Annotated in this window: 31 protein-coding genes and 1 tRNA gene; 20 read left to right on the forward strand and 12 right to left on the reverse strand. The window is 51.7% G+C overall.

Translation table 11 applies throughout. The features are described 5' to 3' along the window. Positions 1 to 32 precede the first annotated feature (32 nt). Complete coding sequence (locus H575_RS00455) at positions 33 to 368, reverse strand: NifB/NifX family molybdenum-iron cluster-binding protein (protein WP_011832716.1); 336 nt, start codon at positions 366 to 368, stop codon at positions 33 to 35. A 118-nt stretch (positions 369 to 486) separates the two neighbouring features. Between H575_RS00455 and H575_RS00460 the strand changes: the two genes are divergently transcribed. The 4 genes from H575_RS00460 to H575_RS00475 all read left to right on the forward strand — a co-directional run bounded on the left by H575_RS00460 (position 487) and on the right by H575_RS00475 (position 4,110). Next, positions 487 to 1,236 (forward strand): DUF364 domain-containing protein, encoded by a 750-nt coding sequence (locus tag H575_RS00460; RefSeq protein ID WP_042696444.1) that lies wholly within the window; start codon positions 487 to 489, stop codon positions 1,234 to 1,236. A gap of 13 nt (positions 1,237 to 1,249) precedes the next feature. Continuing rightward, positions 1,250 to 1,801, forward strand: a complete 552-nt coding sequence (tsaA, locus tag H575_RS00465) for a tRNA (N6-threonylcarbamoyladenosine(37)-N6)-methyltransferase TrmO (protein ID WP_081406590.1) — start codon at positions 1,250 to 1,252, stop codon at positions 1,799 to 1,801. 138 nt (positions 1,802 to 1,939) lie between these two features. After that, positions 1,940 to 2,899 (forward strand): radical SAM protein, encoded by a 960-nt coding sequence (locus H575_RS00470; protein ID WP_042696446.1) that lies wholly within the window; start codon positions 1,940 to 1,942, stop codon positions 2,897 to 2,899. 164 nt (positions 2,900 to 3,063) lie between these two features. Continuing rightward, positions 3,064 to 4,110 (forward strand): DUF3089 domain-containing protein, encoded by a 1,047-nt coding sequence (locus H575_RS00475; RefSeq protein ID WP_042696448.1) that lies wholly within the window; start codon positions 3,064 to 3,066, stop codon positions 4,108 to 4,110. 124 nt (positions 4,111 to 4,234) lie between these two features. Here H575_RS00475 and H575_RS00480 read toward each other — a convergent pair whose 3' ends face one another. The 3 genes from H575_RS00480 to H575_RS00490 all read right to left on the reverse strand — a co-directional run bounded on the left by H575_RS00480 (position 4,235) and on the right by H575_RS00490 (position 6,434). Beyond that, on the reverse strand, positions 4,235 to 5,098 hold the full coding sequence (locus H575_RS00480; protein ID WP_042696451.1) for a mechanosensitive ion channel family protein: 864 nt from the start codon (positions 5,096 to 5,098) through the stop codon (positions 4,235 to 4,237). Positions 5,099 to 5,100: 2 nt separating this feature from the next. Beyond that, the gene (locus H575_RS00485; RefSeq protein ID WP_042696452.1) at positions 5,101 to 6,138 is read right to left on the reverse strand and encodes a hypothetical protein; all 1,038 of its coding nucleotides are present in this window, start codon (positions 6,136 to 6,138) and stop codon (positions 5,101 to 5,103) included. Between the two features lie 211 nt (positions 6,139 to 6,349). After that, positions 6,350 to 6,434 (reverse strand) — tRNA-Leu (locus tag H575_RS00490). A 130-nt stretch (positions 6,435 to 6,564) separates the two neighbouring features. On the opposite strand from H575_RS00490, the gene H575_RS00495 reads away from it, so the two are divergent. The 5 genes from H575_RS00495 (at position 6,565) to H575_RS00515 (ending at position 9,511) form a co-directional block, all read left to right on the forward strand. Next, the gene (locus tag H575_RS00495) at positions 6,565 to 7,065 is read left to right on the forward strand and encodes a regulator of amino acid metabolism, contains ACT domain protein (protein WP_042696453.1); all 501 of its coding nucleotides are present in this window, start codon (positions 6,565 to 6,567) and stop codon (positions 7,063 to 7,065) included. Positions 7,066 to 7,122: 57 nt separating this feature from the next. Beyond that, positions 7,123 to 7,356, forward strand: coding sequence for an LSM domain-containing protein (locus H575_RS00500; protein WP_011832702.1), 234 nt, complete (start codon positions 7,123 to 7,125; stop codon positions 7,354 to 7,356). A 2-nt stretch (positions 7,357 to 7,358) separates the two neighbouring features. Beyond that, complete coding sequence (locus H575_RS00505; protein WP_042696456.1) at positions 7,359 to 7,721, forward strand: helix-turn-helix transcriptional regulator; 363 nt, start codon at positions 7,359 to 7,361, stop codon at positions 7,719 to 7,721. A gap of 67 nt (positions 7,722 to 7,788) precedes the next feature. Further along, positions 7,789 to 9,279, forward strand: a complete 1,491-nt coding sequence (locus H575_RS00510) for a methanogenesis marker 14 protein (protein ID WP_042696458.1) — start codon at positions 7,789 to 7,791, stop codon at positions 9,277 to 9,279. Position 9,280: 1 nt separating this feature from the next. Next, positions 9,281 to 9,511 carry a hypothetical protein gene (locus H575_RS00515; RefSeq protein WP_042696460.1) on the forward strand — a complete coding sequence of 77 codons (231 nt, stop codon included), beginning with the start codon at positions 9,281 to 9,283 and terminating at the stop codon, positions 9,509 to 9,511. Positions 9,512 to 9,572: 61 nt separating this feature from the next. Here the strand turns inward: H575_RS00515 and yciH are convergent, their stop codons facing one another. From yciH to tes, 3 genes are all read right to left on the reverse strand, one after another. Continuing rightward, positions 9,573 to 9,878: a stress response translation initiation inhibitor YciH gene (yciH, locus tag H575_RS00520; protein WP_011832698.1), complete on the reverse strand. Its 306-nt coding sequence runs from the start codon at positions 9,876 to 9,878 to the stop codon at positions 9,573 to 9,575. Between the two features lie 70 nt (positions 9,879 to 9,948). After that, positions 9,949 to 10,593: a DUF2115 domain-containing protein gene (locus H575_RS08810; protein WP_052319880.1), complete on the reverse strand. Its 645-nt coding sequence runs from the start codon at positions 10,591 to 10,593 to the stop codon at positions 9,949 to 9,951. Positions 10,594 to 10,602: 9 nt separating this feature from the next. Next, positions 10,603 to 12,078, reverse strand: a complete 1,476-nt coding sequence (gene tes, locus H575_RS00530; RefSeq protein WP_042696462.1) for a tetraether lipid synthase Tes — start codon at positions 12,076 to 12,078, stop codon at positions 10,603 to 10,605. A gap of 126 nt (positions 12,079 to 12,204) precedes the next feature. Here tes and H575_RS00535 point away from each other — a divergent pair, with 126 nt between their 5' ends. The 8 genes from H575_RS00535 to H575_RS00565 are packed head-to-tail and all read left to right on the forward strand — an operon-like array spanning position 12,205 to position 16,740. Next, the gene (locus tag H575_RS00535) at positions 12,205 to 12,735 is read left to right on the forward strand and encodes a CDP-2,3-bis-(O-geranylgeranyl)-sn-glycerol synthase (protein ID WP_042696970.1); all 531 of its coding nucleotides are present in this window, start codon (positions 12,205 to 12,207) and stop codon (positions 12,733 to 12,735) included. Then, positions 12,729 to 13,238 carry an orotate phosphoribosyltransferase gene (gene pyrE, locus H575_RS00540; protein WP_042696464.1) on the forward strand — a complete coding sequence of 170 codons (510 nt, stop codon included), beginning with the start codon at positions 12,729 to 12,731 and terminating at the stop codon, positions 13,236 to 13,238. Before H575_RS00535 ends, pyrE begins: the two co-directional genes overlap by 7 nt. Before the next feature lie 49 nt (positions 13,239 to 13,287). Next, complete coding sequence (locus tag H575_RS00545; RefSeq protein WP_042696466.1) at positions 13,288 to 13,632, forward strand: DUF3796 domain-containing protein; 345 nt, start codon at positions 13,288 to 13,290, stop codon at positions 13,630 to 13,632. Next, positions 13,632 to 13,829, forward strand: a complete 198-nt coding sequence (locus H575_RS00550; protein ID WP_042696467.1) for a helix-turn-helix transcriptional regulator — start codon at positions 13,632 to 13,634, stop codon at positions 13,827 to 13,829. The genes H575_RS00545 and H575_RS00550 overlap by 1 nt, the downstream gene beginning before the upstream one ends. Before the next feature lie 10 nt (positions 13,830 to 13,839). After that, positions 13,840 to 13,977, forward strand: coding sequence for a hypothetical protein (locus H575_RS09210; RefSeq protein ID WP_155897818.1), 138 nt, complete (start codon positions 13,840 to 13,842; stop codon positions 13,975 to 13,977). 18 nt (positions 13,978 to 13,995) lie between these two features. After that, a complete protein-coding gene (gene purD, locus H575_RS00555; RefSeq protein WP_042696468.1) occupies positions 13,996 to 15,288 on the forward strand; it encodes a phosphoribosylamine--glycine ligase in 1,293 nt (430 codons plus the stop codon). Continuing rightward, positions 15,285 to 16,202 (forward strand): ornithine carbamoyltransferase, encoded by a 918-nt coding sequence (gene argF, locus H575_RS00560; RefSeq protein WP_042696470.1) that lies wholly within the window; start codon positions 15,285 to 15,287, stop codon positions 16,200 to 16,202. The genes purD and argF overlap by 4 nt, the downstream gene beginning before the upstream one ends. Position 16,203: 1 nt before the next feature. Continuing rightward, a complete protein-coding gene (locus H575_RS00565; RefSeq protein ID WP_042696472.1) occupies positions 16,204 to 16,740 on the forward strand; it encodes an aldolase in 537 nt (178 codons plus the stop codon). A gap of 669 nt (positions 16,741 to 17,409) precedes the next feature. Here H575_RS00565 and H575_RS00570 read toward each other — a convergent pair. From H575_RS00570 to H575_RS00585, 4 genes are all read right to left on the reverse strand, one after another. Beyond that, on the reverse strand, positions 17,410 to 17,745 hold the full coding sequence (locus H575_RS00570) for a hypothetical protein (RefSeq protein WP_042696474.1): 336 nt from the start codon (positions 17,743 to 17,745) through the stop codon (positions 17,410 to 17,412). A 56-nt stretch (positions 17,746 to 17,801) separates the two neighbouring features. After that, on the reverse strand, positions 17,802 to 18,071 hold the full coding sequence (locus tag H575_RS00575; protein ID WP_042696476.1) for a thioredoxin family protein: 270 nt from the start codon (positions 18,069 to 18,071) through the stop codon (positions 17,802 to 17,804). Positions 18,072 to 18,138: 67 nt separating this feature from the next. Then, the gene (locus H575_RS00580; protein ID WP_042696974.1) at positions 18,139 to 18,984 is read right to left on the reverse strand and encodes a CBS domain-containing protein; all 846 of its coding nucleotides are present in this window, start codon (positions 18,982 to 18,984) and stop codon (positions 18,139 to 18,141) included. Between the two features lie 187 nt (positions 18,985 to 19,171). Next, a complete protein-coding gene (locus H575_RS00585; RefSeq protein WP_042696478.1) occupies positions 19,172 to 19,600 on the reverse strand; it encodes a universal stress protein in 429 nt (142 codons plus the stop codon). Positions 19,601 to 19,620: 20 nt separating this feature from the next. On the opposite strand from H575_RS00585, the gene H575_RS09465 reads away from it, so the two are divergent. Continuing rightward, positions 19,621 to 19,905 (forward strand): hypothetical protein, encoded by a 285-nt coding sequence (locus H575_RS09465; RefSeq protein ID WP_042696479.1) that lies wholly within the window; start codon positions 19,621 to 19,623, stop codon positions 19,903 to 19,905. A gap of 250 nt (positions 19,906 to 20,155) precedes the next feature. On the opposite strand, the gene H575_RS00595 is transcribed toward H575_RS09465, so the two are convergent. Then, positions 20,156 to 21,184 carry an amidohydrolase family protein gene (locus tag H575_RS00595; protein WP_042696481.1) on the reverse strand — a complete coding sequence of 343 codons (1,029 nt, stop codon included), beginning with the start codon at positions 21,182 to 21,184 and terminating at the stop codon, positions 20,156 to 20,158. 55 nt (positions 21,185 to 21,239) lie between these two features. Here H575_RS00595 and H575_RS00600 point away from each other — a divergent pair, with 55 nt between their 5' ends. Beyond that, positions 21,240 to 21,401, forward strand: coding sequence for a preprotein translocase subunit Sec61beta (locus tag H575_RS00600; protein WP_042696483.1), 162 nt, complete (start codon positions 21,240 to 21,242; stop codon positions 21,399 to 21,401). A gap of 85 nt (positions 21,402 to 21,486) precedes the next feature. Then, entirely contained in the window at positions 21,487 to 21,861 is a 375-nt protein-coding gene (locus H575_RS00605) for a VOC family protein (RefSeq protein ID WP_042696484.1), read from the forward strand. Positions 21,862 to 21,900: the final 39 nt, after the last annotated feature.

Raw genomic sequence — 21,900 nt, forward strand, 5'->3', positions numbered from 1 at the left:
AATTGATAATCAATCTCATCGGTCTGCGGGCGTTATTTCACCCGATCAAGCGTGTTCTTTTTGAACGCGTCCAGAGCATCGCTTACCGTTCCGCCAGCTTGATAGACAAACTGTTCTACACCAGCCATATCTAAAACGGCCTTTGCATTTCCCCCTAAAAGACCACTGATGAGAGCTCCGGCCTGATGTTCTATGATCAAGTTGGCGGCTTTTGGACCCACACCGCCGGATCCGTCGGCAAACGGATTTACAACTGCTTCAAACGATCCTGTTTCAGTGTCTGCGATAATGAAATACGGAGCCCGGCCAAACCTGTTTTCGACTTTGGACTCGAGTAGTGCACCCTGTGCTGTAATACATACTTTCATGATAGATATAACCTCAATATTATTTTACACATATGCGCACAAGTAATTTAAACTATCGTATCGTAATCATACTGCCCTCTGCAGAGAGAAAAACTCAGCATGCAAAGGAACGGATCACATGAGCAAAAACAGTATTATTGAAGATCTGCTTGCAGATCTGCCGGAAAAACCAGTACCCGTCCGATCCGTCTGTATCGGAGCGCACTGGACAGCCGTCTGCAGTACACACTGCGGCCTTGCTGCAACGATTATCGGCGAGGAGGTCCACGACCACACAATCGTTGTCCGCGAGGCGGGACATCTTCATGAGAAAAGTGCTCAGGAGCTGGCCGGATACGCTCTCTCGAAAAATCCCCTGGAAGCAGGAATCGGCGTTGCCGCCATCAACTCGCTTCTGGAAGTGAATGAACAAAATGCGGCGGAGATAAACGCGGCGGATCTGCTGATGGAAAAAGGCGCAGGAAAAACGGTAGCGCTTGTCGGGCATTTTCCGTTTATTCAAAAACTCCGGGAACGCGTCGGAAACCTTCAGGTCCTTGAGATACACCCCGGGGAAGATGAGTATCCTAAAGAGGCAGCTGCTGAGATCATTCCTCGTGCAGATGTCGTAGGGATCACCGGGAGTTCTCTGGTAAATCATACGATGGACGGCCTCCTGGACCTTTGTGATCCGAATGCTCTGGTCATTGTTCTGGGTCCGACGACGCCGCTTTCTCCGGTCATGTTTGAGCATGGGGCGGATATTATCGCAGGATCCCGTGTCATCGACGGGAAAAGTGTTCTCGCCGCTGTCGGACAGGGAGCGTCATTCAAACAGATCACCGGAGTGAAACTGCTGGCCTTTACAAACCCCGAAAAACGCATATAATCTAAAAAATAAAATGAAAGCAGACACTATGGATAAAACCGCGAACAAAGATGAGGAGGAGATGGGTTCTACCGTATGCCAGGCGGATTCATTCATATACACACCGATAGGGATCGTTCGGTCACCCTTTACCGATACAGCAGGGATGCCGATCCAGCCGGCCGGAGCAAAAGGCGTGCGCGGGACCATCGCTCTGCGTCCTGATCTGAAAGCCGGCCTTGCCGATCTGAAAGGATTCTCCCACATAATCCTCATCTATGCATTTCACAGATCGAAAGGATACTCCCTCGAAGTCACGCCGTTTCTGGACACAGCCCGGCACGGTGTTTTTGCGACACGCGCGCCGAAACGCCCGAATGCGATCGGAATCTCGATCGTCAGACTGATCGCGGTCGAGGAAAACGTCCTGATAATAGAGAATGTCGATCTTCTTGACGGAACACCTCTGCTGGATATAAAACCCTATGTGCCGGCATTCGATGCGTTTTCCGATGCAAAAGCAGGATGGCTCGATCAGACCGCCGGTAACGCAGGGTCGGTCAGGGCTGATGAACGATTCAGATAACTGAACGCTGCAGGTGATAGACAAAACGATGAGACAAACTATCAGCACGACCCTCAAAAAATTCTATTATTATCTTTTAGCACTAAATGAGATACCAATGACGAAAAACGCCCCTTGGCACAGATACGGGGGATTGAAATGACAGAAAACCATATCTTCGGGCCGGTCATGTCCCGCAGACTCGGAAGGTCACTTGGGATTGATCTTCTGCCCTTCAAGACCTGTTCATATGACTGTGTCTACTGTGAATGCGGAGCGACAAACAGTCTGACGACAAAAAGGGCCGAGTTTTTTCCAACCGAAGAGGTGATCTCCCAGCTGGATACGGTCCTCAGAGAAAGACCTACTTTGGATTACATAACATTTGCCGGATCCGGTGAACCGACCCTCTCCCTCTCGATCGGACGGATCATCAGACACCTGAAAACTGCCTATCCTGAATATAAAGTCGCAGTTCTCACGAACGGGAGCCTGCTGGGAAATAAGGAGGTCGCAGCGGATTTATCCCAGGCGGATCTGGTTATCCCTACCCTGACCAGCACATCGCAGGAAACGTTTGAAAAAATCCATCGTCCATATCCCGGCCTCTTAACAAAAACGATCATCAGTGACATACTGGAGTTTCGAAAGGAATTCCATGGTGAGATCTGGCTGGAGATCTTCCTCATACCGGATCTGAACACCAGCTTAGAAGAACTGACATCACTTCGAGACGTTATAGATAAAATCCAACCTGCACGCATCCAGCTGAACACGCTCGACCGGCCGGCGGCAGAGGACTGGGTCACGGCCCCGGATCCGGACGAGCTGGAAAATATCAGGAAATACTTTGCCGAACTCAAGATCCCTGTAGATGTGGCAGGAGTCTGCTGTGAGCAGCCCGATGTCTGCAGAGCCGGAGAAAGCACGCATGAACAGATCCTGAAAACTCTCCGCATCCGGCCTTCGACGGTCGAAGATCTCGCATCCATGACCGGATTACATCATCATGAAGTGGCCAAATACCTCTCCGGCCTTCTTGAAGAGGGAACGGTCCATATCCAGAGGGGAAAAAGAGGCGTGTTCTACTTTGCCGGACCGAATACAGACCGGAAATAAAAATAACACTCTCACCTTTTTTTACGTATTTTTCATAAAAATCAGCAGATACGCTAAGACGAAGATGATAAATCATAGATCAAGACTCTGAAAACAAAAGAATGCGAGGTAATAGCTACCCCAAATCAAAAATAATATGCATTTCTTGGACATATAAACAGATTATGACCGTAAACCAAGGAGGAAAACTCACACTGGATGATTTGCGAGGCTGGGAGTTAGGAATTCCGAGAACACTGCCTGCCTTTGATCCGGATACGGATGTCCCCGCCTCTCCGAATTATACAAATCCCGACAGCTGGCTTGTAATGCCCGCACACTTCAGCAGGGAAAAACAGCCGGTCGATGTGTTCTGGGTGTATCCTACCATTCTCTCCGACAATGTGACCTATCTGATGGATATCAGCAATGCGGCATTACGGGAGAAAGCGCACTGGACACTCGTGGAACAGGCCAGCATATTCGACGGGCAGGCAAATATTTACGCACCGTTTTACCGGCAGAACAATGTAAAAATAAATCCTTTGATGCTGACCGAGGCAAAACCTATCTTTGATCTGGGACAGCAGGACCTCATCCGTGCATTTGACTATTTTCTGAAACATTTCAACAAAGGCGAACGCCCCATTATTCTCGCGGCCCACAGTCAGGGATCGGTCAGGGTCGTTGAACTCTCAAAAGCAGGAGAGCTCCTGACCGGCGATGCAGGATCCCTGAAGAGACTTGTAGCGGCGTATGTTATCGGGTATTCGATCACACCGTCGGATCTCGAACAAAATCCCCTGATGAAAATCTGTGAATCTGCAACGGAAACGGAATGTTTTATCACATATAATACGATATCCGATGCAGATGACAAGGAAAAGGAGGGGCCAACGATCATTCCCGGAACGTTTGTGGTAAATCCTCTGAGTTGGACAACCGATACCACGTTTGTACCTGCTTCGGAAAATATAGAAGCAGTGTTCTTTAAACATGAGCATCCAAAAAATCCGGACAGATACCCGAACTTTGCAGCAGCTCAAATCATACACAACGCGTTGGTGATAACGAATATTTCCAATCCGGAAGAATTACCGGCGACCAGTGTCACCTTCCCGGAAGGTGTCTACCACATGTACGACTATGCGGTCTTTTACGGGAACCTCAGAAAGAATGTGGGTGATCGGATCCGTTCGTATCTGGAGAAGGATAACGTCACAGGAAAATGAAATAACCCGTCTCCTTTTTTCTGACAGCTGATGGACAGCAGTATTTTTGAGTACGGTCGTTATCAGATGGGGGACTGGATGCCGAGTTTTGTGAAATGGTTATGACGACTGCCTGAAAATCAAATTATGCCGCAGCTTCACCCGGCAAACTACCCTGATCCCCCGCAGCGGGAACAAACACCGGCGGCCGGATCCCTGCTTTTCTGAACTCCGACCACGCCCGCCGGGTAACTTCCGATTTAAACTCGAACTCGAGCCGGAGATCATTGACATACCCCTTTGCCCGGACACGCATGTAGAACGGGAAATCCTCAAGAAGCACGGTATAAGTATATTTTTTCGAGATGATCACATATTTTGATGTGACCAACGCCTCTTTAAAGATCTTCATAGCCATCTCTGCATCGGATTCCGGATGGATATAGAGATCGATGACTATCATCATAGCAAGATCCCCCGCATTCCCGCTGGTCACCGGCTGACTGAATACCGTAACATTCGGGATCGAAACCTGTTCATCATCAGGGGTCTGCAAACGGGTAGAACGGATCCCGATGTTTTTCACCTCTCCATACGTACCTCCGATGGATACCTTGTCGCCGATCTGGTAGGGTTTTTCAAAGATGATGACGATCCCCCCGATGATATCGGCAAAAACATCCTTCAAGCCGAATCCGATGGCAGCGCCGAAGAGACCCGAAAAGGCGATCAATTGGGTCAGCGAAGGCTCGATAACGGCAATTATGATGTAATAAAGGGCGGTCACCGAAACGATAAGCTTCAGAAGCGGGATCACCATGGTCACCGTGGTCCGGTGCCAGCCCATCCGTTCCGAGATATGGGTCAGAACAAAACCGAGCAGCCGGTTCAGGACGTAGGCGAAGACGATGATGAATACAATATAGAGAACAAGATTCAGGTCGAAGGTCTTAAACGGGAGTTCGGTGACGACACCCGTTGTAACATTTGTAAGCAGCGTATCAGCCATGATCACCACAGTCTCCTGGTCTTTTTCAGGTACTCGGCAACCGGCTCAAGTGCAAACGCCGGAATACTGTAATACCCGTCATCATTCCTCACAAGCCCCTCACAGACAAGACGATAGAGGACACGCCGGATATCCATCTCCGACCCGACGATCGCGATCAGATCATCCTCCTGCAGGGATTTCATCGACAAAATGATCGTGAGGATGAATGATTCACTGGTATCGAGATTGATGGAATAGGTCGTCTCATTGATCGCATTCAGTGAAATAACATTATCTTCCAGGCTCGCCTCCCACAGATGGACGGCCACACCCGGATTTCCCCGGGAGATCCTGTTGATCTTTTCAAATATCAAGTCCTCAATGGATATCTGGATGCGTTTTTTTCTGGGGAGCCGTCGAAGCATGAGAGTAAAGTTCAGTTTTATCCAGGGAATGGATACTTCAGCACCCTTCAGCGGCAAACGGACCTGTTTATGGACCAGAGAGAAAAACATCGAGCGCTCAGCAACCCCGTCGTTGATAAACCGGATCTCCCCGGGCTTATACCTGGACATGATCACCTGTTTGAGATCGGGCGCGTCCATCCTCGCAAGAACGATAACGGTCGAGAAATATGCCTCGATGTTCATCACTGCCGAAAGATACTGCCAGCTGTACATATTCCATGTCGTGATAAAGAGTTTCTTTGAAGAGATCAGGGCAAGCAAAAATGCATCAAGCACATCGAAACCGCCGATCCTCCGCGTTGCAAGCAGACGGCAGTTGTCTATCAGGATAATATCCCCCGGACTGGCAGAAAAATCCGGGAGGGAGGAGGGTGACATCACGAACTTCAGCGGGAGATAGGTGACCCTTTCGCCGTAAAGGCGCCGGATCTCATTGGCGATCGTTGTCCTGCCGCCAAGCGGTTCGGAAACGATCGCGATGTGCGCCGGCACCCCGTCCCCAAACCGTTCAACGGCCTCATTGATTTCCTGGAGCTCCTTCTCAAGGCCGATAACGGGTCTGTCGGAAACCTCCTTCGGATTTTCTGCCATGGCTCTTTTGTTCCTGATAATAAGGTATCCGGCGAATTATTAAAGGATATGCAGAAACCTGACAACCAATCGCGGTTTCTTTTATGAAAATGTCAAAGAAAAAGAGCTGGAAGAAATAGTCGAAGATGGAAATCTGACGGAGGTAAACCTCCGAACAAAAATGTACAAAACGAATCAAAAGAAATCTGAATGCAAAAACATCACATCCATATGCGAGGGATGGGATTCGAACCCAAGAACTACTACTAGACTAGCCCCTCAAGCTAGCGCCGTTGACCTGGCTTGGCTACCCTCGCACTGTGCGACCTATACATGTGGGTCAGTCAAGTAAATAAATCTGCTGGATTTACACAGAGATCCGGGTCACCTCTGTACAAAAATCCAGGGAAGCGTATATATGTATTCCGTGATAGACACAAAGATACAATGTGGCGGAAAATACTTGATCAGTTCCAGGACTCCCCCTCGCAGCAGAGAGTCGTCCGTTTTCTTCTTGAAAACGGGTTCGGCGTCTCTCCCGAAGGAAAAACCATAGTAAACGGCATAGAAATATCGGCATCCGCCCTTTCCCGAGTCATAAAAGTCGACAGGCGGGTCGTGGACGCCACCCTTCGCCGGATCATCGAAATCGATGAACTGCAGTCCCTCTTTTCCCGTCTGCGCGTCACTCCCGACCTGACGGACGTTGCCAAAAACCTCGGGCTCTCGGTGATCACCATCCTCCCGAACAATGCCGGCGACAAAAACATCGTCTCCTCGGCAGTTGACGTCCTTGCCTCCTACGACCTCACGCTCCGGCAGATCTTCGTCACCGACCCCTACGTGGTCGAAACACCGCGCCTTGTCATCATAATCGACGGCGTGATCCCGGCAGAAGCGATTCAGAAACTCCGCAGCCTTCCGACCGTAAGATCCCTGATCCTTTAGGCATGCCTTGTCACAAAAGAACAGATTAATTATGTCATATAACTAACACTTAGAGATATGGTATCCAGCATTGTCCTTCCGATAAAAAAAGTCAACTCGCTCGTTGACTCAAAAATTTCCGTGGAGATAAAAGATGAAGGATGTAAATTCGAGGGCCGGCTCGTCGCAATGGACGAGTATCTCAACCTTCACCTCGAAGAGACCGTCGAGATCACCGCAAACGGCCGAAGAAACATCGGCACCGTCGTCATCCGCGGAAACAACATCCTCACCATCTCTCCGCTGAACTGAATATGTCCAGAGAAACTGAACTAAACGAAGCGGACGAAAAAACATTTGCCTATCTCAAAGAGCATCCCAAAGGTGTTCTGCAGAGTGACCTCTGGAAAGCTATCGAGGTGGACAGCCGCACATGTTCGCGCATCCTCAAAAAACTCGAGGATGCCGGCCTCATCGCCCGGGAAGAGACCAAAAAGGACGGGACGAGGACCTACCTCATCACCATCGTCCACACCTCCCAGGCGGTCGACCCGAACCTCCTGATGGCAGGGGAGCATATCGTCCCGTGCGTCGCATGTGATGAAGAGTGCACCGTCGAACACTGCAAAATGCTTGAAGACTGGATCTATGAACTGGTCTTCGACGAACTTGAATAACCCTCTTTTTTACCCAGCCAATCAATAACGAAACCTATTTCCCCATTGCATACAGATTCAGTGTATTATGTCGGCAGGTTTTTTTGACCGGTTCGCTGCAAAGAAACCCTGGATCGTTGAGAGTGTACCGCCGCCCTCGACAGGTCACGGGGCAGGAATGCAGGTGCCCGAATACAAGTCCAATCCTTATTTCATCGTCGCATCCGTAGAGATGGGAAACACCACCACCAAATGCATCCTGACAGGTACGAACCTTGATACCGGAAAATCCTATATCATCAACAAAACCGTTTCCATGAGCAGGGACGTTCGAAAACCAAAAAACGGAGAAGAAGTCTTTGGAGCCACCCTTGACGGAACGGAACTCACACGGGAATCCGTCACCGAACTTGTCAAAGACACGCTGATCAAATGCCACAAAGATGCAGATCTGAGCATCAAGGATGAACTCGACTTCGTTGTCAGAAGTACAGGCGTAGTGGCCGCAATGGACTCGCCCGATCAGGTCGGCGAGTTCGTCAAGGCACTCGCAAACGGATGCCTGCTCGCCGGCGTCCCGCCAAAAAAGATGACCCCCCCGATGGGGATCAACAGCCTGCCGAAAAAACTCAGAGACTTTTCCTATGCCGACCGGCTCGTTTTCACCGGAGCAATCGCCGGCGTAATGCCCCCGATCGGATCCACCGGTGTCGAGATGGTCGCAAACGAGATGGAAGGGGAACTCGCAATGGCAGGAATAAAAGAGGGCGCCAAATGGACAGGCGTCGACTTCAGAAACCCCTGCATCTCCATGGACTTTGGAACAACGCTTGACGGCCGTATCACCAGCGATGTCGATTCCAAAGCGGAAAATCCGTTTGCAAAAACCATCGGAAACTTCTGCGGCCTCGCCGGCGCCATACCAGATGCGATCATCAGAGGAACAGGTCTCGTCGATAAAAAGAAAGGAACCGCGCTCGACCTGTTCGGCGAAAAATGCAAACCCTCCTCGACCCGTGCAACGAAAAAAGCACTGCCCTACGTCGAACGCTGCATGGAGATCATCGACGTCACCGAAGTTCCGCGTGACCGCACGCATTTCGGAAAAGTTCCCGTCTGCGCCGATGTCGCCGAAGATTCGGGCATCGTTTTGATAGGCGTCGATATCGGCGTGAACGGTGATCGGACAGCCGACCTGGAATCCATCGGAGCCGACATTGCCAAAAACGAAAATAAGGAGGTCGTCCGGGAAGTGAGCGACCGGGTCTGTGCAAACGTCGCGCTCAAGATCATCGACCTCTGTATCAAACGAAATTTCCTCCCGAAAAACAGCTCGATCGGATTCACCGGCCGTGCGATCATCTCCGGAAACAAACCCCAGTACATCCTTGAAGGCGTGATAGAGCGCGGCATCTATGACGATGCTGTCGATCACCTCGTCTTCGTCGACGACGGACTCGCCCGCGGAGCAGCGCTGATGGGACGGTGTATGAACAGTATCGGCAATCCAAAATGCCCGATCGGCGGGGTCCGGGGCGGACATTGTATAATGGCAAAACGCCAAAAGATAGGTAAGTAATATGGCAGACGAAGAATTTGATTTAGTTATCCCCCCGGGCACTCCAAGAACGGTCATTCGCGACGCGGCGCTGAAATTCAACGTCGAACTTGTCAGAGTCACCCGCCCGCTGAACTATGCCAACATGGTCAACGACGAACGTGAACTCCTGGCATTCCGGGGCAGCAAAGAAGAGATCGAAAAAGTAAATGAGTTCCTGTATCAGAAGATCAAGGAATTCATCGAAAGCTAACTATTTTTTTTAAGGCCGTTTCTCTACAGAAAAAAGAGCGGATGAAAAATATTGGATATGGTTAATTGATATTTTCGAGACTGTATCCGCGTGACGTCAGAAGAGCTTTTACTCTGTCACGATGATTTCCCTGAAGCTCAATAGAGTTTTCCTTCACGGTGCCTCCGCATGCAAGCCGGCCTTTGAGAAACTTGGACAGATCCTCTAAATCGATCTCGTACGGATCGAGACCGTCGACAACCGTCACTTCTTTGCCGTACCGTCTCTTGCTGACTTTAACACTTATACGCTGCTGTTCTTTTGCGACTTCTTCACAAATACAGAGTTCCTTTGGTAAACCACATTTCGGGCAGATGCCACTGTTCATTGCAGTAGTTAGTTGGTGCCGTCTGGTTAAAATATATATGGTTGACCGGGCAGAAGCCGGTCAAGGAAAGTTATCCTTTAAAATTATAAAAATAATTATTGAGTTTCTCTTTTTTTGTCACAATATCACGCTCGGATTTCGACAAAAGAAGATCGCGTTCCCTGCTTTGGATCGCGGGACAGAATTTACAGAATGCATCATCGATATCATTCCAGACAGCGCGGACCGGGCAGTAATACCCCCCGTCATACAGTTCAACGGAAAACCCGCCGGGAAACGGCATACCGACCGGGTGAACCGGCTCTTCCCTGATGTAAACCGTGTAGGCGGCGATCAGATATTTGAGAGAGCGAAGCCGGTCACCGGGCGTTCCTTTCGATGCCGCCGCCTTTGCATCCGCCGTGAACTTCTTCCATGAAGAAGCAAGGGGAACGGCCCCCCGGATCTCGCTCAGCTCATCGGTCATCATCCGGTGATACCCGTCGACGATCTGGATCCGGGCATAATACAGCAGAGAATCGCCGTAGTCTTTGGGCACATTCTCAAGCTTTTTTGCATAACGGTTAAGCATCAGCTCCAGATCTTCCGGAGAATACAGCTGACCTTTTTCTTTCAGAGCAGAAAGCAGTGCGCCTTTTCGTGAAATACGGGAAAGCTCATCCCAGGAAAAAAGTGTTCCCGAGGGGGAGACACCCTCACGGTTCCAAAACCCCATCAGCCCACCTTACTCGTTCAACGGCTTTGCGCCCTTCTTCCAGACCTCTTCCCGATACGTCGGCCCGCTGTTATATGTACAGAACGGAATCAGTCTGCCGTCCGGCGTCGCATAATGGATACAGCACCGGGAAACACGGTCGGTGTCATAGTTGAAGGCGTCCATGAAATGCATCGTCCCGATAAAGAGCGCTTTTTCATGGAACTTGCCAAGCGACTCGTAATCATGTTTGACGAGAGCATCGTAGATCAGTTTCTTCAGATCGATCCTGATCCCCTCGACCTCTTCTTTTGTAAGAGCCTTGTTGATCCTGCCAAGACCCGACGCCATCGCCAGATACTTCCCGGTCTTGCCGGCGGTCTTGAACTTCTCCGCCATCAGATTTGCCTCGGCAAAGAACTTATCCACATCGACAAACCGCGTGATCGGGACGATATCCCCGTCATCGTTGATAAATCCGTAGGTGGCCGCCCCGCAGTGGGGATGGGCGCAGAACATGATCTGGGGCTTTCCGGTATATGCCTCGATCAGATCACAGATCGTCATTACCGACGGGATCGGATAGAAATCGGAAGACTTCAGCTGCCCGCCCATCTGTTCCTCGACACACCGGGTGATATCAGGGATCGTGACCCGTTCACGCTGCACATCATCCGCTTTTGCCGCGCCGGTGAAAGCGACGGGCTGGAAGTTGATCCCGCGGACGATATCGACATTCTTCGCGGCAAACTGGATGATGCCCCCGATCTCATGATCATTCTGCCCGTGAATGATCGTCGGGACAAGCACAACGCCCAGACCGGCTTTCCGGCAGTTCTCGATCGCCGGAAGACTGGTCTTTTCCAGAAGAGGGTTCGTCTCTTTGGAAATACCGTCAAAGTGGAGATACACCGTCGAAAGTCCTGCCTGACGAAGCGTCTTTGCCAGCTCGGGATTCTGGGCAAGCTTGACCCCGTTTGAAGCCATCTGCACCTGACTGAATCCAAGTTCCCTGGCTTTTTTGATGAGCTCCGCCAGGTCATCTCGCATCGTCGGCTCTCCGCCGGAAAACTGAACTGCCGGACACGGGACCGGTTTTTCGTTCCTGAGAAGCGCCAGCATCGAGGAGATCTCATCGAAGGTCGGTTCATACACATACCCGCATGCTTTTGCATTGGCAAAACAGAACTCGCATTTCAGATTGCATCGGTTCGTCACGTCGATATTTGCAAGAAGCGTGCCGGATTTATGATTCGCACACAGCCCGCAGCGGGTCGTACACTCGCCGGAAAGCGTCACATTCGGGTTTTCGACACCTCTGCCGACGCGGTCATACGTGTCAAACCTCCGGTACATCGCAGCATCCGACCAGTAGAGGGTCTCTGCATACCCGTGTTCAGGACAGGTCCGGCATATCCATATTGCGCCGTCCTTTTCAGTAATCTCCGCGTCAAGCAATTTACCACAGACGGGGCACAGGCTTTTGGTTTTCTTTACGAGCGTCATGGTTAACTCCCTTGAAATAGAAGTATTATACTAATTCGCGTGTAACTATAAAAGAATGAGAGTGAGAGTTTGAGTATGGAACTTCTGATGACAGCCGCAATGGCATGCCTCTGGGCAGTCTGGATCATGATCCCGGCCTACATTCCAAATCCTGCCGCCGCTTTACTCGGCGGAGGAACGCCGGTAGACTTCGGCAGATGTGCAAAAGACGGACGCCGGATCCTCGGCGACGGAAAAACATGGCGCGGACTGATCGGCGGTATTATTGTCGGTATCATCTTCGGTCTTGTCCAGATATTTCTGGTTGACTGCTTCCAGCTGGATTTCCTGCCGAAACACACCCTTGTAACCATCTTCTCCCTGGCTGCCGGCGCTCTTCTCGGTGACATGATCAAGAGCTACTTCAAGCGCAGGATGGGAAAGGACCGGGGAGCCAAATGGCCGATCGCCGACATGTATGACATGGTCGTCGGATCCCTTGTTCTGATGACGCTCGCTCTGCTCGTGACCGGAAACATCGGCTGGTTTGCCGAGAACTTCGACTCGGCCGGATTCTTCATCGCGACCTTAATTGCGATCCTCATACTGTCACCTCTATTACATAGAGGAACAAATATTATCGGATACTTACTCGGATTAAAGGACGTACCATGGTAAACAGAATATTAGATCTTCTGGTTCAGTATAAGGCAGTGGAGTTTGGGGATTTCACCCTCGCGTCCGGTGCCCAAAGCAGGTATTACATCGATGTGAAAACAGCGATCATGCAGCCGAAACTGCTTCAAGAGATCGCCGCGGAGGTCGCTGCTTCCTTCGAGTTCGAGTGCATCGCCGGAGTGGCCGTCGGAGGGGTCCCGCTCGCCGTAGCAGTATCTCTGGCAGCAGACAAACCCTGCGCCGTTATCCGGGCGGCAGCAAAAGACCATGGGAAAAATGAAATGATCATCGGAAACGTCAAAGGAAAACGCGTCATCTTAATTGAAGACGTCACGACCTCAGGCGGTTCCTCAAAGTACGGCGTTGATGAACTCAGAAAAGCCGGCGCTCTGATCGATACGGTCATAACCGTAGTCGACCGGGAAGGCGGGGCAGAAAAACTGCTCGCAGCAGACGGAGTCACGCTGCACGCGCTCGTCAAAGCAAGCGAACTCCTCGCATAACTTTTTTCAAGTTACATATTTATAACATATTGTGACAAATACATCACAGATGAATATGATCGCACTGATGGGACTTATCGGGTTCCTCGGCTTTCTCGGATTCTATACCGGGAATTTTGGATACTTCGGATTCTTTGGATTCTTTGTGTTCTTCACTTATGCCCTGAAAAAATACGACGAACTCTTTGACACCTATGTAAAAAAAGCCGCAACGACCGCATTTTTTACCTCGGTCGTCTTGTTCTGCGCAGCCCTTTGTGCAGTCGTCCTGCTCGGCGATCCTGCCCTGATCCCGACCCTGTTCACTCTGGTGTTCGTCTTTTCGGTCATGGTATTTATTCTCCGTCTGGTCATCTATGAAATGGCGGAAAACGTCAGATCCCGGGAGGAGTGATGCAGACAAAGATCCGCGAATGCCGGCAGAAACTCGCAATGACCCAGGGAGAACTCGCAGAACGCGCAGGCGTCCGCAGAGAAACGATCGTCCATCTGGAAAAAGGCAAATACAATCCCTCGCTCAAACTCGGCTTCACACTGGCAAAGATCCTCAAGATCCCGGTCGAGGAGCTGTTCTCCTTCGAAGACGAATGAACCTGCAGACATGACACCTGGATCGATATCCGGCCATCCCGGCCGGAAAATGGCGGCAGGGCGAACAGATTTCCTTGCCGGAGAGCAGAATCAGGTCTGCAGACACGCAGGAAATCCCGTGTTCGTGGAAACATTATTTGACTGTTGACGCGCCATAGATAAGGATATGAAAATACTAGTGGCCGGAGGTGGCGGAAGGGAACACGCCATCTGCTTAGCACTCACCAAAAATGCGAACGTCGAACTCTACTCCGTCATGGGTAAAAAGAACCCCGGCATCGCCAAAATAGCCAGGGAAACCCTCATCCACGCAGAAACGGATGTTCCGGCAGTACGAGCCTTCGCCAAAGAACACAATATCCAATACGCCTTCATCGGCCCCGAAGCTCCGCTGGAAGCAGGTCTTGCCGACGCCCTCACCAAAGAAGGCATCGGCTGCGTTGGTCCGGTCAAAGCAGCCGCCAGGATCGAAACCGACAAAGGCTTCTGCCGCGAACTCATGAATAAGCACGGAATCGACGGCTGCCCGGCCTACAAACTCTGCAAAACCCCGGAGGAAGCCGCCGCATTTATCCGGCAATATCCCGGCGACCTCGCCGTCAAACCCACCGGCCTTACCGGCGGAAAAGGTGTCAAAGTCATGGGCGAACAGGTCGACCGTGAAGGCGCCGTCGAATATGCCATGACCCTGAAAGATCAGGTCATCATCCTCGAAGAACGTCTTCTCGGCGAAGAGTTCACCTTAATGGCATTCACCGACGGCAAAACCCTCGTTCCCATGCCGCTCGTTCAGGATCACAAACGGGCATTCGAAGGAGACGTCGGTCCAAACACCGGCGGAATGGGCTCCTACTCGCTCGAAGACCACACGTTCCCCTTCGTCACCGAGACCGACTACGCCCGTGCCCTTTCGATCATGCAGGCAACCGTCAACGCCCTCGCAAAAGAAGGCAGCCCCTACAAAGGCATCCTCTACGGTCAGTTCATGAACACAAAAACCGGCCCCAAAGTCATCGAGTTCAACGCCCGGTTCGGCGACCCCGAAGCAATGAACGTCCTGACCATCCTCAACTCCGACCTCTTCACCATCGCAGAACACATCATCAGCGGCACGCTTTCAGCAGAGGACGTCTCCTTTGAAAAGAAAGCCACGGTCTGCAAATATCTCGTGCCGACCGGCTACCCTGACAAACCCCATGCAGGCGACGTTATCACCCCGGGTCCGGCGGAAAATACCATCCTCTACTACGCAAACGTTGAATTGGAAAACGGCGTTCTGAAAACACTCACCTCCCGGACCATGGCCTATGTCGGCGTCGGCGCCGGTCTTGCCGAAGCGGAAAAATATGCGGAAGCGGCCTGCAGAAACGTCACCGGAAACGTCAGATACCGAAGCGACATCGGAACCGAGACCCTGTTTGCAAAACGCATCGCCCACATGAAGGAACTTCGCTCATGAAAAAAGACTTTCTTTCGATCACCGACCTCTCCGCCGAAGAGTATGAAGACATACTCACCCTGGCCGCCCGGCTCAAACGCCAGCGGTATGCCGGCGTTCCCCACCCCCTCCTCGCCGGAAAAACCCTGGCAATGATCTTTGAAAAGGCGTCCACCCGGACCCGGATGTCGTTTGACGTCGGCATGTACGACCTGGGAGGCTATGCGCTCTACCTCAACGCCAAAGAGACCCAGCTCGGCCGGGGAGAAACCGTCGCCGATACGGCACGCGTTATGTCCCGGTATGTTCACGGGGCGATCATGCGGACCTACAAACACGAAACCATCACCGAGTTCGCGAAATACGCATCCATCCCCGTCATAAACGCTCTCTCCGACAAGGAACACCCCTGTCAGATCATGGCCGATTCACTCACCCTCAAGGAAAAGTTCGGCAACTTAGACGGGCTGAAGATCGCGTGGATAGGCGATGGAAACAATGTCTGCAATTCGCTCATCATGGCCTCCGTCCAGACGGGTATGGAGATCGCGGTCGGAACGCCGAAAGGCTACGAACCCGATCCGGCAGCGGTGAAATTCGCCAAAGAAAACGGCGGCAAAGTCACCGTCTACGACGACCCTGTGCGGGCCGTGACCGATGCCCATGCAATTTATACCGACACCTGGATATCGATGGGCGAAGAGGACATCAAAGAGTCCAAACTCAAAGACTTCGTCGGCTATCAGCTCGACACCGCGCTGCTGAACAAGGCAGCCTCGGACGCTCTCGTTCTCCACTGCCTGCCGGCACACCGGGGCGAAGAGATCACCGATGAAGTCATCGACTCCATGCAGAGCGGGGTCTGGGATCAGGCGGAGAACCGCCTGCATGCCCAGAAAGCCATTCTCGTCCGGCTGATGAGCCTGGGACACTGAAATGCAGCCCGACTTTCCGCGGATCGGGAAAAGGCTGTTTCAGGAACATCTGGTCGGCGGCAACTTCGGGAATATGAGTGTCAGGGCCAATGAAGGATACTTTATCACAAAAACCGGATCCTACCTCGATGCAGATCCCGAACAGATCGTTCTGATGCCCTTAAACGGCCGGGTCACGCCGAGCGCCTCCAGCGAATGGCGGGTGCATACCGCGGTCTACAATGCCTCACAACATCAGGCGATCGTCCACGCCCACCCGCCGTATGCGGTGGCCCTCTCCCTTCTTGGCGATGCCGAGATCACGACCATTGACAGCGAAGGAAAACTGCTTGCCCCGACGATCCAGGTCGTTGACGGACCCTGCGGATCACAGCAGCTTGCCGATGTCGTCGCAGACGAACTCGCATCGGCAAACATCGTCATCGCCAAAGGACACGGGACCTTTGCGGGCGGCAAAGACCTCGACCAGGCATATCTCTACACCTCGCTCGCGGAACACTGCTGCAAAGTCCTGCATCTGACGAAAACCTACAGATAACTTCTTATTTTTCTATTTCCATTAGAACTTACGCGCTGTTCTCTCAACTAAATGGCTAACTTAGTTATGGGATGTACTTCGATTTCGTGTACCGTATTTGTTTAGATACCTGAGATTATTTAACCGCGAATCTCCGCGAATCTTCGCGAATCGCATTTTCCTTACGCTGTCTTCTTGTCCTCGTCGTTTCACTCCTCGGCCGCGTTCCTACGCTTCGCCTCATCGGCTCCGCGTGGACGGAACGCCAGCGTGGAAAGTCCACGAGCTGAAAGCTCGTGAGACGTCTCAAGAGCCTTTGGCTCTTGGACAAATGCTGGAAAACCCGCGTCGCGGGTTTTCTCCTGATTAAAAACCAATCTGCATAATTATTACAAAGATTTGAGAATCTTTAAAGAAAACCCGCGACGCGGGTTTTCCAGCATTTTTCGTTCCGCCGTCCCGGCCACGCGGAGCCGATCAGGCGTAGCGTAGGGACGCGACCGAAGGTCAAGAGGGCGGAACAGGAAAAATGCGATTCGCGATTATTCGCGATTATTCGCGGTGGATTTCTCAAGTCTCCACATGAATCCCATACACGAAATCGAAGTACAACTTATAAATATGTCAGTATTTCTTGGTCAAGATCACAACACCGCGTCACTCCTATAAAAAAAAGAACGAGTATGGGGCTCAGAGTGCCAAATCGATATACTCTGAGATCCTCGGTACCGAAACTGCGCCCACCGGCACAACCTTCCCGTTCACCAAAATGATCGGCAGCGGCGGATGATCGATCCGGACAAGTTCAACCACCCGTTCAGGGATCCCTTCATCCAGCGGCGTAAGGGTCACCGACACCCGGTCCCCGTACTTCTCTTTCAGCGCTTTTTCCAGTGCCGGAAACGCAAACCCCAGCGTCTCCTTCTCAAAACAGTCAACAAGCCCGCAGGACCGGTCCTTATCACAGGGAAACGGGCCGCACGGCCGGTACGTATAGCCAATCACTTCTACAGAAATCGGAGTCATGCTAATGTATTAGCGCTGACTGTAAAAAAAGAATAGTGAACCGTTAAGCCGCTCACTCAGATAAGAGCTAAAAGCAGACTCTCAAGCGTTGCTGCATCGGTCACGCCCTCCAGCCGCTGGATGACCTTCCCGTCCTTCTCAATAATGAGCGTTGGAACAACACTGATCGAATACTTATTTGCAAGGTCCCCGTGCTCATCCACATCGACCATCTGGACATCCACCTTATCACCAAGTTTCTTGGCAAGATCGTGAACGATCGGGCTCTGGATTCTGCAGGGTCCGCACCAGGTGGCGAAGAAGTCGTATAATACCGGTTTTGTCATAATTACAACTGGGAGAAGAACACTAATATACCTTCCCATTCAGGAAAAAAAGAAAAGAGGAAAAACGTTACTCGATAAGCGCCCGGATCAGATCCCGGTCAAACAGCATCCCCGAAAGACGCTGATCATTATCGATGATCGGCAGCTGATCCACACGACCCCGTTTCATCCTGAGAGCGCAGTCACTCACTTCCGCATTATTGGGGACTGCGATGACCTTGCGAACCATACACACCTTCACCGGCCGGTTCGGGAGCTCGACCTTCGAGACACCATACGAGATCGTGTGATTGTCCCGGATACTCTCCCAGGTCCACTCATCATCATCCGTCCCGGTCGAAAAGTCGCTCGTCTGCACATCATCCTCGATACTCGAACATCTGATAAGATCGCGCTCCGAAATGATACCGGTCAGCTTATTCTCCGAATTCAGAATCGGCATCGCATCCGTGTGCGCCAGTTCCATGATCCTGCCGACGACCGGCAGAGGAGTCTCCTCCCAGAGAGCATACGTCCTTTTGCTCACAAACCCGTCCCTGATCTCGCGAACGTCCCGGAGTTTTGCCACCGCGCCGACCAAATCGGAGACACTCAGGATCCCGATAAGATTCTCGCCTTCGACCACCGGCAGACGGCGGACATTCATCTTCGTCATGATATCGGCAGCCTGCGAAAGTGTAACATCCGGGCGGATCGTCAGCGGTTCTGCTGACATCAAAAGAGCGACCTGGGTCTCTTCAGGCTTACGAAGAATATCCTTTCTGGTAACGATTCCGAGAAGTTTCTTCTCCGGGCCTTTGGTTACCGGAACACCGCTGATCCCGGTCCGCTTGAGAATACGCAAAACATCATCGCGGCCCGAGGGGATCTCGACCGTGACAACATCCTTTGTCATGTAATCTTTTGCTAACATTTCCATCATGATATTCACCTAAAGGATCAGGCCTGCCGCTTTGACTCGGCCCGGTGATTTTCCGTTTCAGAAAATCCGTGTGTAATTTTTTGAACTCCTGCAGATAAATAACACATACATTCCGACGCCCGGGCGGCACCGAAAATGCCGGCGAACCGGCAAATCGCGCGGAAAAAAGAGAGGGGATTTATTTTTTAATGATCAGCGTGTTGGTTTTCGCATAGTTCACGATATGCGAAGAGACGCTGCCGATCAAAAGGCGGTCAAGCTTGCTCTTTCCGCGGGAACCAACAACGATCAGATCGCATTCCAGCTCGGCTGCTTTTTCAAGGATCGTGTCGCCGGCATGTCCGGCCTCCAGATGTGGCGTCGCCTTCAGGCCTTTCTTCGCTGCATCCTCGACCAGTTCCGCCATAATATCGCGGCCTTCCTTCTCAAACCGCTGATAGATCAGTTCCCAGGATGTATCCACCGGACCCGGCGAGATCATACCCGACTCGATAACATAAATGGCATGCAGTTCAGCTTTGGACAGCTTTGCCAGTTCGATCGCTTTATTGAACGCACTTTTGCTGATGTCGGATCCGTCAATTGCAACAAGTATCTTGGTAAACATTTTTTAGAACCTCCTACTTTATGAGTAAATTACTCCTCCAAGGTTATAAAGAGATGGTATTACAATGGGACTTACGCGGTGTTGGTGTGAATCCAATTCAGGAAGGGTATTGCTGGGTGTGGAAGCATGAGATTAAAAAAACCGCGAATCTCCGCGAATTTTCGCAAATCGCATTTTTCTTGCGCCGTCGTGCTCTGCTCCGGCTTATCGCCTCCGCAGAATCGCACGCCGTCTGGAAAAATGCTATAGGAAAAACCGGCGTGCCGGTTTTTCTTTCAAGTTGGCTCTCTATTTGTGTCGTATGAAAAATAATATAAGAACAGAAAAACCCGCACGCGGGTTTTTCCCTCAGCATTTTTCAAGAGAGGATGCGATTCTGCGGAGGCGATAAGCCGGAGCAGAGCATCCGAACGCAAGGAAAATGCGATTCGCGTTTATTTGCGGAGATTCGCGGTTGGTTTATCTCATGTATCCACTCAAATACGATACACGAAATCGAAGTACATCCCATAAGTAAGTTAGCTTTTTAGTTGAGAGAACACCGCGTAAGTCCTATTACCACCGGGAAATGATCCGGGTGATACCCCGGGATCCCACCCGGGTAAAGAGAGATGTGCGGGGATCCTTCGTCCAGCGGCCGGCATATCCGCCGTCAAGAACAACGAGATCGGCCGGGCCGCCCTCTTCGAGGAAACCCCGCCTGCCCTGAAGGGAAAAGCCGCCCGTCATCATCCGGAGGAGGTCTGAAGAGGCGGTTTTGTATACGGTCTGCAGGAATGCCGCCTCGGCAAACATATCCGGGGAAACGAACATCACGTTGTCCGTGCCGAGAAACACCCGGCATCCTGCCTTGAGCATCTCATGAACAGGCGGCCGGCGGGCATCGGCCGTTACGCCGAGCCGCCAGTTTGATCGCGGACAGATGACGATCGGGATATCCCGGTCGGCCGCCTCCCGGATGTGTTCCTTCGTAAAGTGGGTCGCATGGATGATCAGATCCGGGTCGAGGGAAAACGCCGCTTCGATGTCTTTGACCCCTGCTTCGCCAGCATGCACGGCGAAACGTTTCCCGGCCGCCTTTGCACGGCGGACAGCTCCCCCCTCGCCGGCCGTTCCTTTCGCACTCGAAAGACCGAGTCCGTCAGCGGTCATCTCCCCGCCGTCCCGTCCGAAAACAACCATCCCGACCGCCGGATCGGCCGCCTGCCGGAGAAGATCCACCCCTTCAGGGCCGCCTTCCCGGAAGTCCGCAAAACCAAGCGTCCCGGTCGCCTTCATGAACCCAATTGTGTCCCGCATCGCAGAGACCAGACGGTCCGGCGGCGTTTCGCGTAAAAGCCGGTGTTTCAGCCCGTTTGGGGGGGCGACGAGTTCCGCAAGCGGCCGGTCGGCCGGGGTATCCATCCCGACCGTGTCGGCGATATGCGTATGCGCGTTGAAAAACGCCGGAACGATCCAGTTCGCGGAGCCGGTTTTCCTCTCGGTGATCTCGGCGATACGGCCGTTTTCGATCACGATCCTGACATTTTCCGGCGTAAACGCTTCTCCGACAAAGGCCAGCCCCTCGAGTGTTTCCTGCTGCATGGATCTTTGTGTTCTCCTGTTCTTTTATATGGGTAGAGGAGCAATATAATAGGATATGGCAGCAAAGAGCTCGGGCAAAGGACTAAGTTCATCGGCAGGTCTGGTTACCTATTACGATGCGGATGACAAGAAAGCGTTTCACATCAGACCAACGGTCGTTTTAGTGGTCGCCGGTATCGTAGGCGTTTTTATCTACGTGCTGAACCTTCTCATCTGATTCTATAATACTATATCTGAGAATCTTTCTCAGCTTTTTTTCTGATCCCCGGATCGCTTAAATATTTCAGAAGAGAGGTATCTGTATGCAGTTTCAGATGATCCACAACAATATCAACGTGCTCGATCTCGACCGATCGATGAAGTTCTATGCAGAAGCTTTGGGACTTTTTGAGGTAAAACGGATCGTGCCCGAGTCAGGGGACGTTAGAATAGTTTTTCTGGGGGACGGCCAATCGAACCACAAACTGGAACTCACGCAGATCACCGGGCGGACAAACCCATATGAGCCGGGAGACAATGGAAGGCATCTCGCGTTCTCGACCGACGATTTTCAGGGATCCCTTGAAAAACACCAGAAGATGGGCTGCGTGAAGTCGGTCAACAAGGCAAGTGGTATCTATTACCTCGAGGATCCTGACGGATATACGATCGAGATCCTGCCGCTTGGCAGAGGATGATATTGTATATTAATTTATCTAAATACAGAGAAATCAAGA

Origin of the sequence: Methanocorpusculum bavaricum DSM 4179, from assembly GCF_000430905.1 — an archaeon.
Lineage (GTDB): Archaea > Halobacteriota > Methanomicrobia > Methanomicrobiales > Methanocorpusculaceae > Methanocorpusculum > Methanocorpusculum parvum.

Coding starts and splice junctions, on each gene's coding strand:
- H575_RS00455 (WP_011832716.1), bottom strand. CDS start 368: ATGAAAGTATGTATTACAGCACAGGGTGCACTACTCGAGTCCAAAGTC.
- H575_RS00460 (WP_042696444.1), top strand. CDS start 487: ATGAGCAAAAACAGTATTATTGAAGATCTGCTTGCAGATCTGCCGGAA.
- tsaA (WP_081406590.1), top strand. CDS start 1,250: ATGAAAGCAGACACTATGGATAAAACCGCGAACAAAGATGAGGAGGAG.
- H575_RS00470 (WP_042696446.1), top strand. CDS start 1,940: ATGACAGAAAACCATATCTTCGGGCCGGTCATGTCCCGCAGACTCGGA.
- H575_RS00475 (WP_042696448.1), top strand. CDS start 3,064: ATGACCGTAAACCAAGGAGGAAAACTCACACTGGATGATTTGCGAGGC.
- H575_RS00480 (WP_042696451.1), bottom strand. CDS start 5,098: ATGGCTGATACGCTGCTTACAAATGTTACAACGGGTGTCGTCACCGAA.
- H575_RS00485 (WP_042696452.1), bottom strand. CDS start 6,138: ATGGCAGAAAATCCGAAGGAGGTTTCCGACAGACCCGTTATCGGCCTT.
- H575_RS00495 (WP_042696453.1), top strand. CDS start 6,565: ATGTGGCGGAAAATACTTGATCAGTTCCAGGACTCCCCCTCGCAGCAG.
- H575_RS00500 (WP_011832702.1), top strand. CDS start 7,123: ATGGTATCCAGCATTGTCCTTCCGATAAAAAAAGTCAACTCGCTCGTT.
- H575_RS00505 (WP_042696456.1), top strand. CDS start 7,359: ATGTCCAGAGAAACTGAACTAAACGAAGCGGACGAAAAAACATTTGCC.
- H575_RS00510 (WP_042696458.1), top strand. CDS start 7,789: ATGTCGGCAGGTTTTTTTGACCGGTTCGCTGCAAAGAAACCCTGGATC.
- H575_RS00515 (WP_042696460.1), top strand. CDS start 9,281: ATGGCAGACGAAGAATTTGATTTAGTTATCCCCCCGGGCACTCCAAGA.
- yciH (WP_011832698.1), bottom strand. CDS start 9,878: ATGAACAGTGGCATCTGCCCGAAATGTGGTTTACCAAAGGAACTCTGT.
- H575_RS08810 (WP_052319880.1), bottom strand. CDS start 10,593: ATGGGGTTTTGGAACCGTGAGGGTGTCTCCCCCTCGGGAACACTTTTT.
- tes (WP_042696462.1), bottom strand. CDS start 12,078: ATGACGCTCGTAAAGAAAACCAAAAGCCTGTGCCCCGTCTGTGGTAAA.
- H575_RS00535 (WP_042696970.1), top strand. CDS start 12,205: ATGATCCCGGCCTACATTCCAAATCCTGCCGCCGCTTTACTCGGCGGA.
- pyrE (WP_042696464.1), top strand. CDS start 12,729: ATGGTAAACAGAATATTAGATCTTCTGGTTCAGTATAAGGCAGTGGAG.
- H575_RS00545 (WP_042696466.1), top strand. CDS start 13,288: ATGAATATGATCGCACTGATGGGACTTATCGGGTTCCTCGGCTTTCTC.
- H575_RS00550 (WP_042696467.1), top strand. CDS start 13,632: ATGCAGACAAAGATCCGCGAATGCCGGCAGAAACTCGCAATGACCCAG.
- H575_RS09210 (WP_155897818.1), top strand. CDS start 13,840: ATGACACCTGGATCGATATCCGGCCATCCCGGCCGGAAAATGGCGGCA.
- purD (WP_042696468.1), top strand. CDS start 13,996: ATGAAAATACTAGTGGCCGGAGGTGGCGGAAGGGAACACGCCATCTGC.
- argF (WP_042696470.1), top strand. CDS start 15,285: ATGAAAAAAGACTTTCTTTCGATCACCGACCTCTCCGCCGAAGAGTAT.
- H575_RS00565 (WP_042696472.1), top strand. CDS start 16,204: ATGCAGCCCGACTTTCCGCGGATCGGGAAAAGGCTGTTTCAGGAACAT.
- H575_RS00570 (WP_042696474.1), bottom strand. CDS start 17,745: ATGACTCCGATTTCTGTAGAAGTGATTGGCTATACGTACCGGCCGTGC.
- H575_RS00575 (WP_042696476.1), bottom strand. CDS start 18,071: ATGACAAAACCGGTATTATACGACTTCTTCGCCACCTGGTGCGGACCC.
- H575_RS00580 (WP_042696974.1), bottom strand. CDS start 18,984: ATGTTAGCAAAAGATTACATGACAAAGGATGTTGTCACGGTCGAGATC.
- H575_RS00585 (WP_042696478.1), bottom strand. CDS start 19,600: ATGTTTACCAAGATACTTGTTGCAATTGACGGATCCGACATCAGCAAA.
- H575_RS09465 (WP_042696479.1), top strand. CDS start 19,621: ATGAGTAAATTACTCCTCCAAGGTTATAAAGAGATGGTATTACAATGG.
- H575_RS00595 (WP_042696481.1), bottom strand. CDS start 21,184: ATGCAGCAGGAAACACTCGAGGGGCTGGCCTTTGTCGGAGAAGCGTTT.
- H575_RS00600 (WP_042696483.1), top strand. CDS start 21,240: ATGGCAGCAAAGAGCTCGGGCAAAGGACTAAGTTCATCGGCAGGTCTG.
- H575_RS00605 (WP_042696484.1), top strand. CDS start 21,487: ATGCAGTTTCAGATGATCCACAACAATATCAACGTGCTCGATCTCGAC.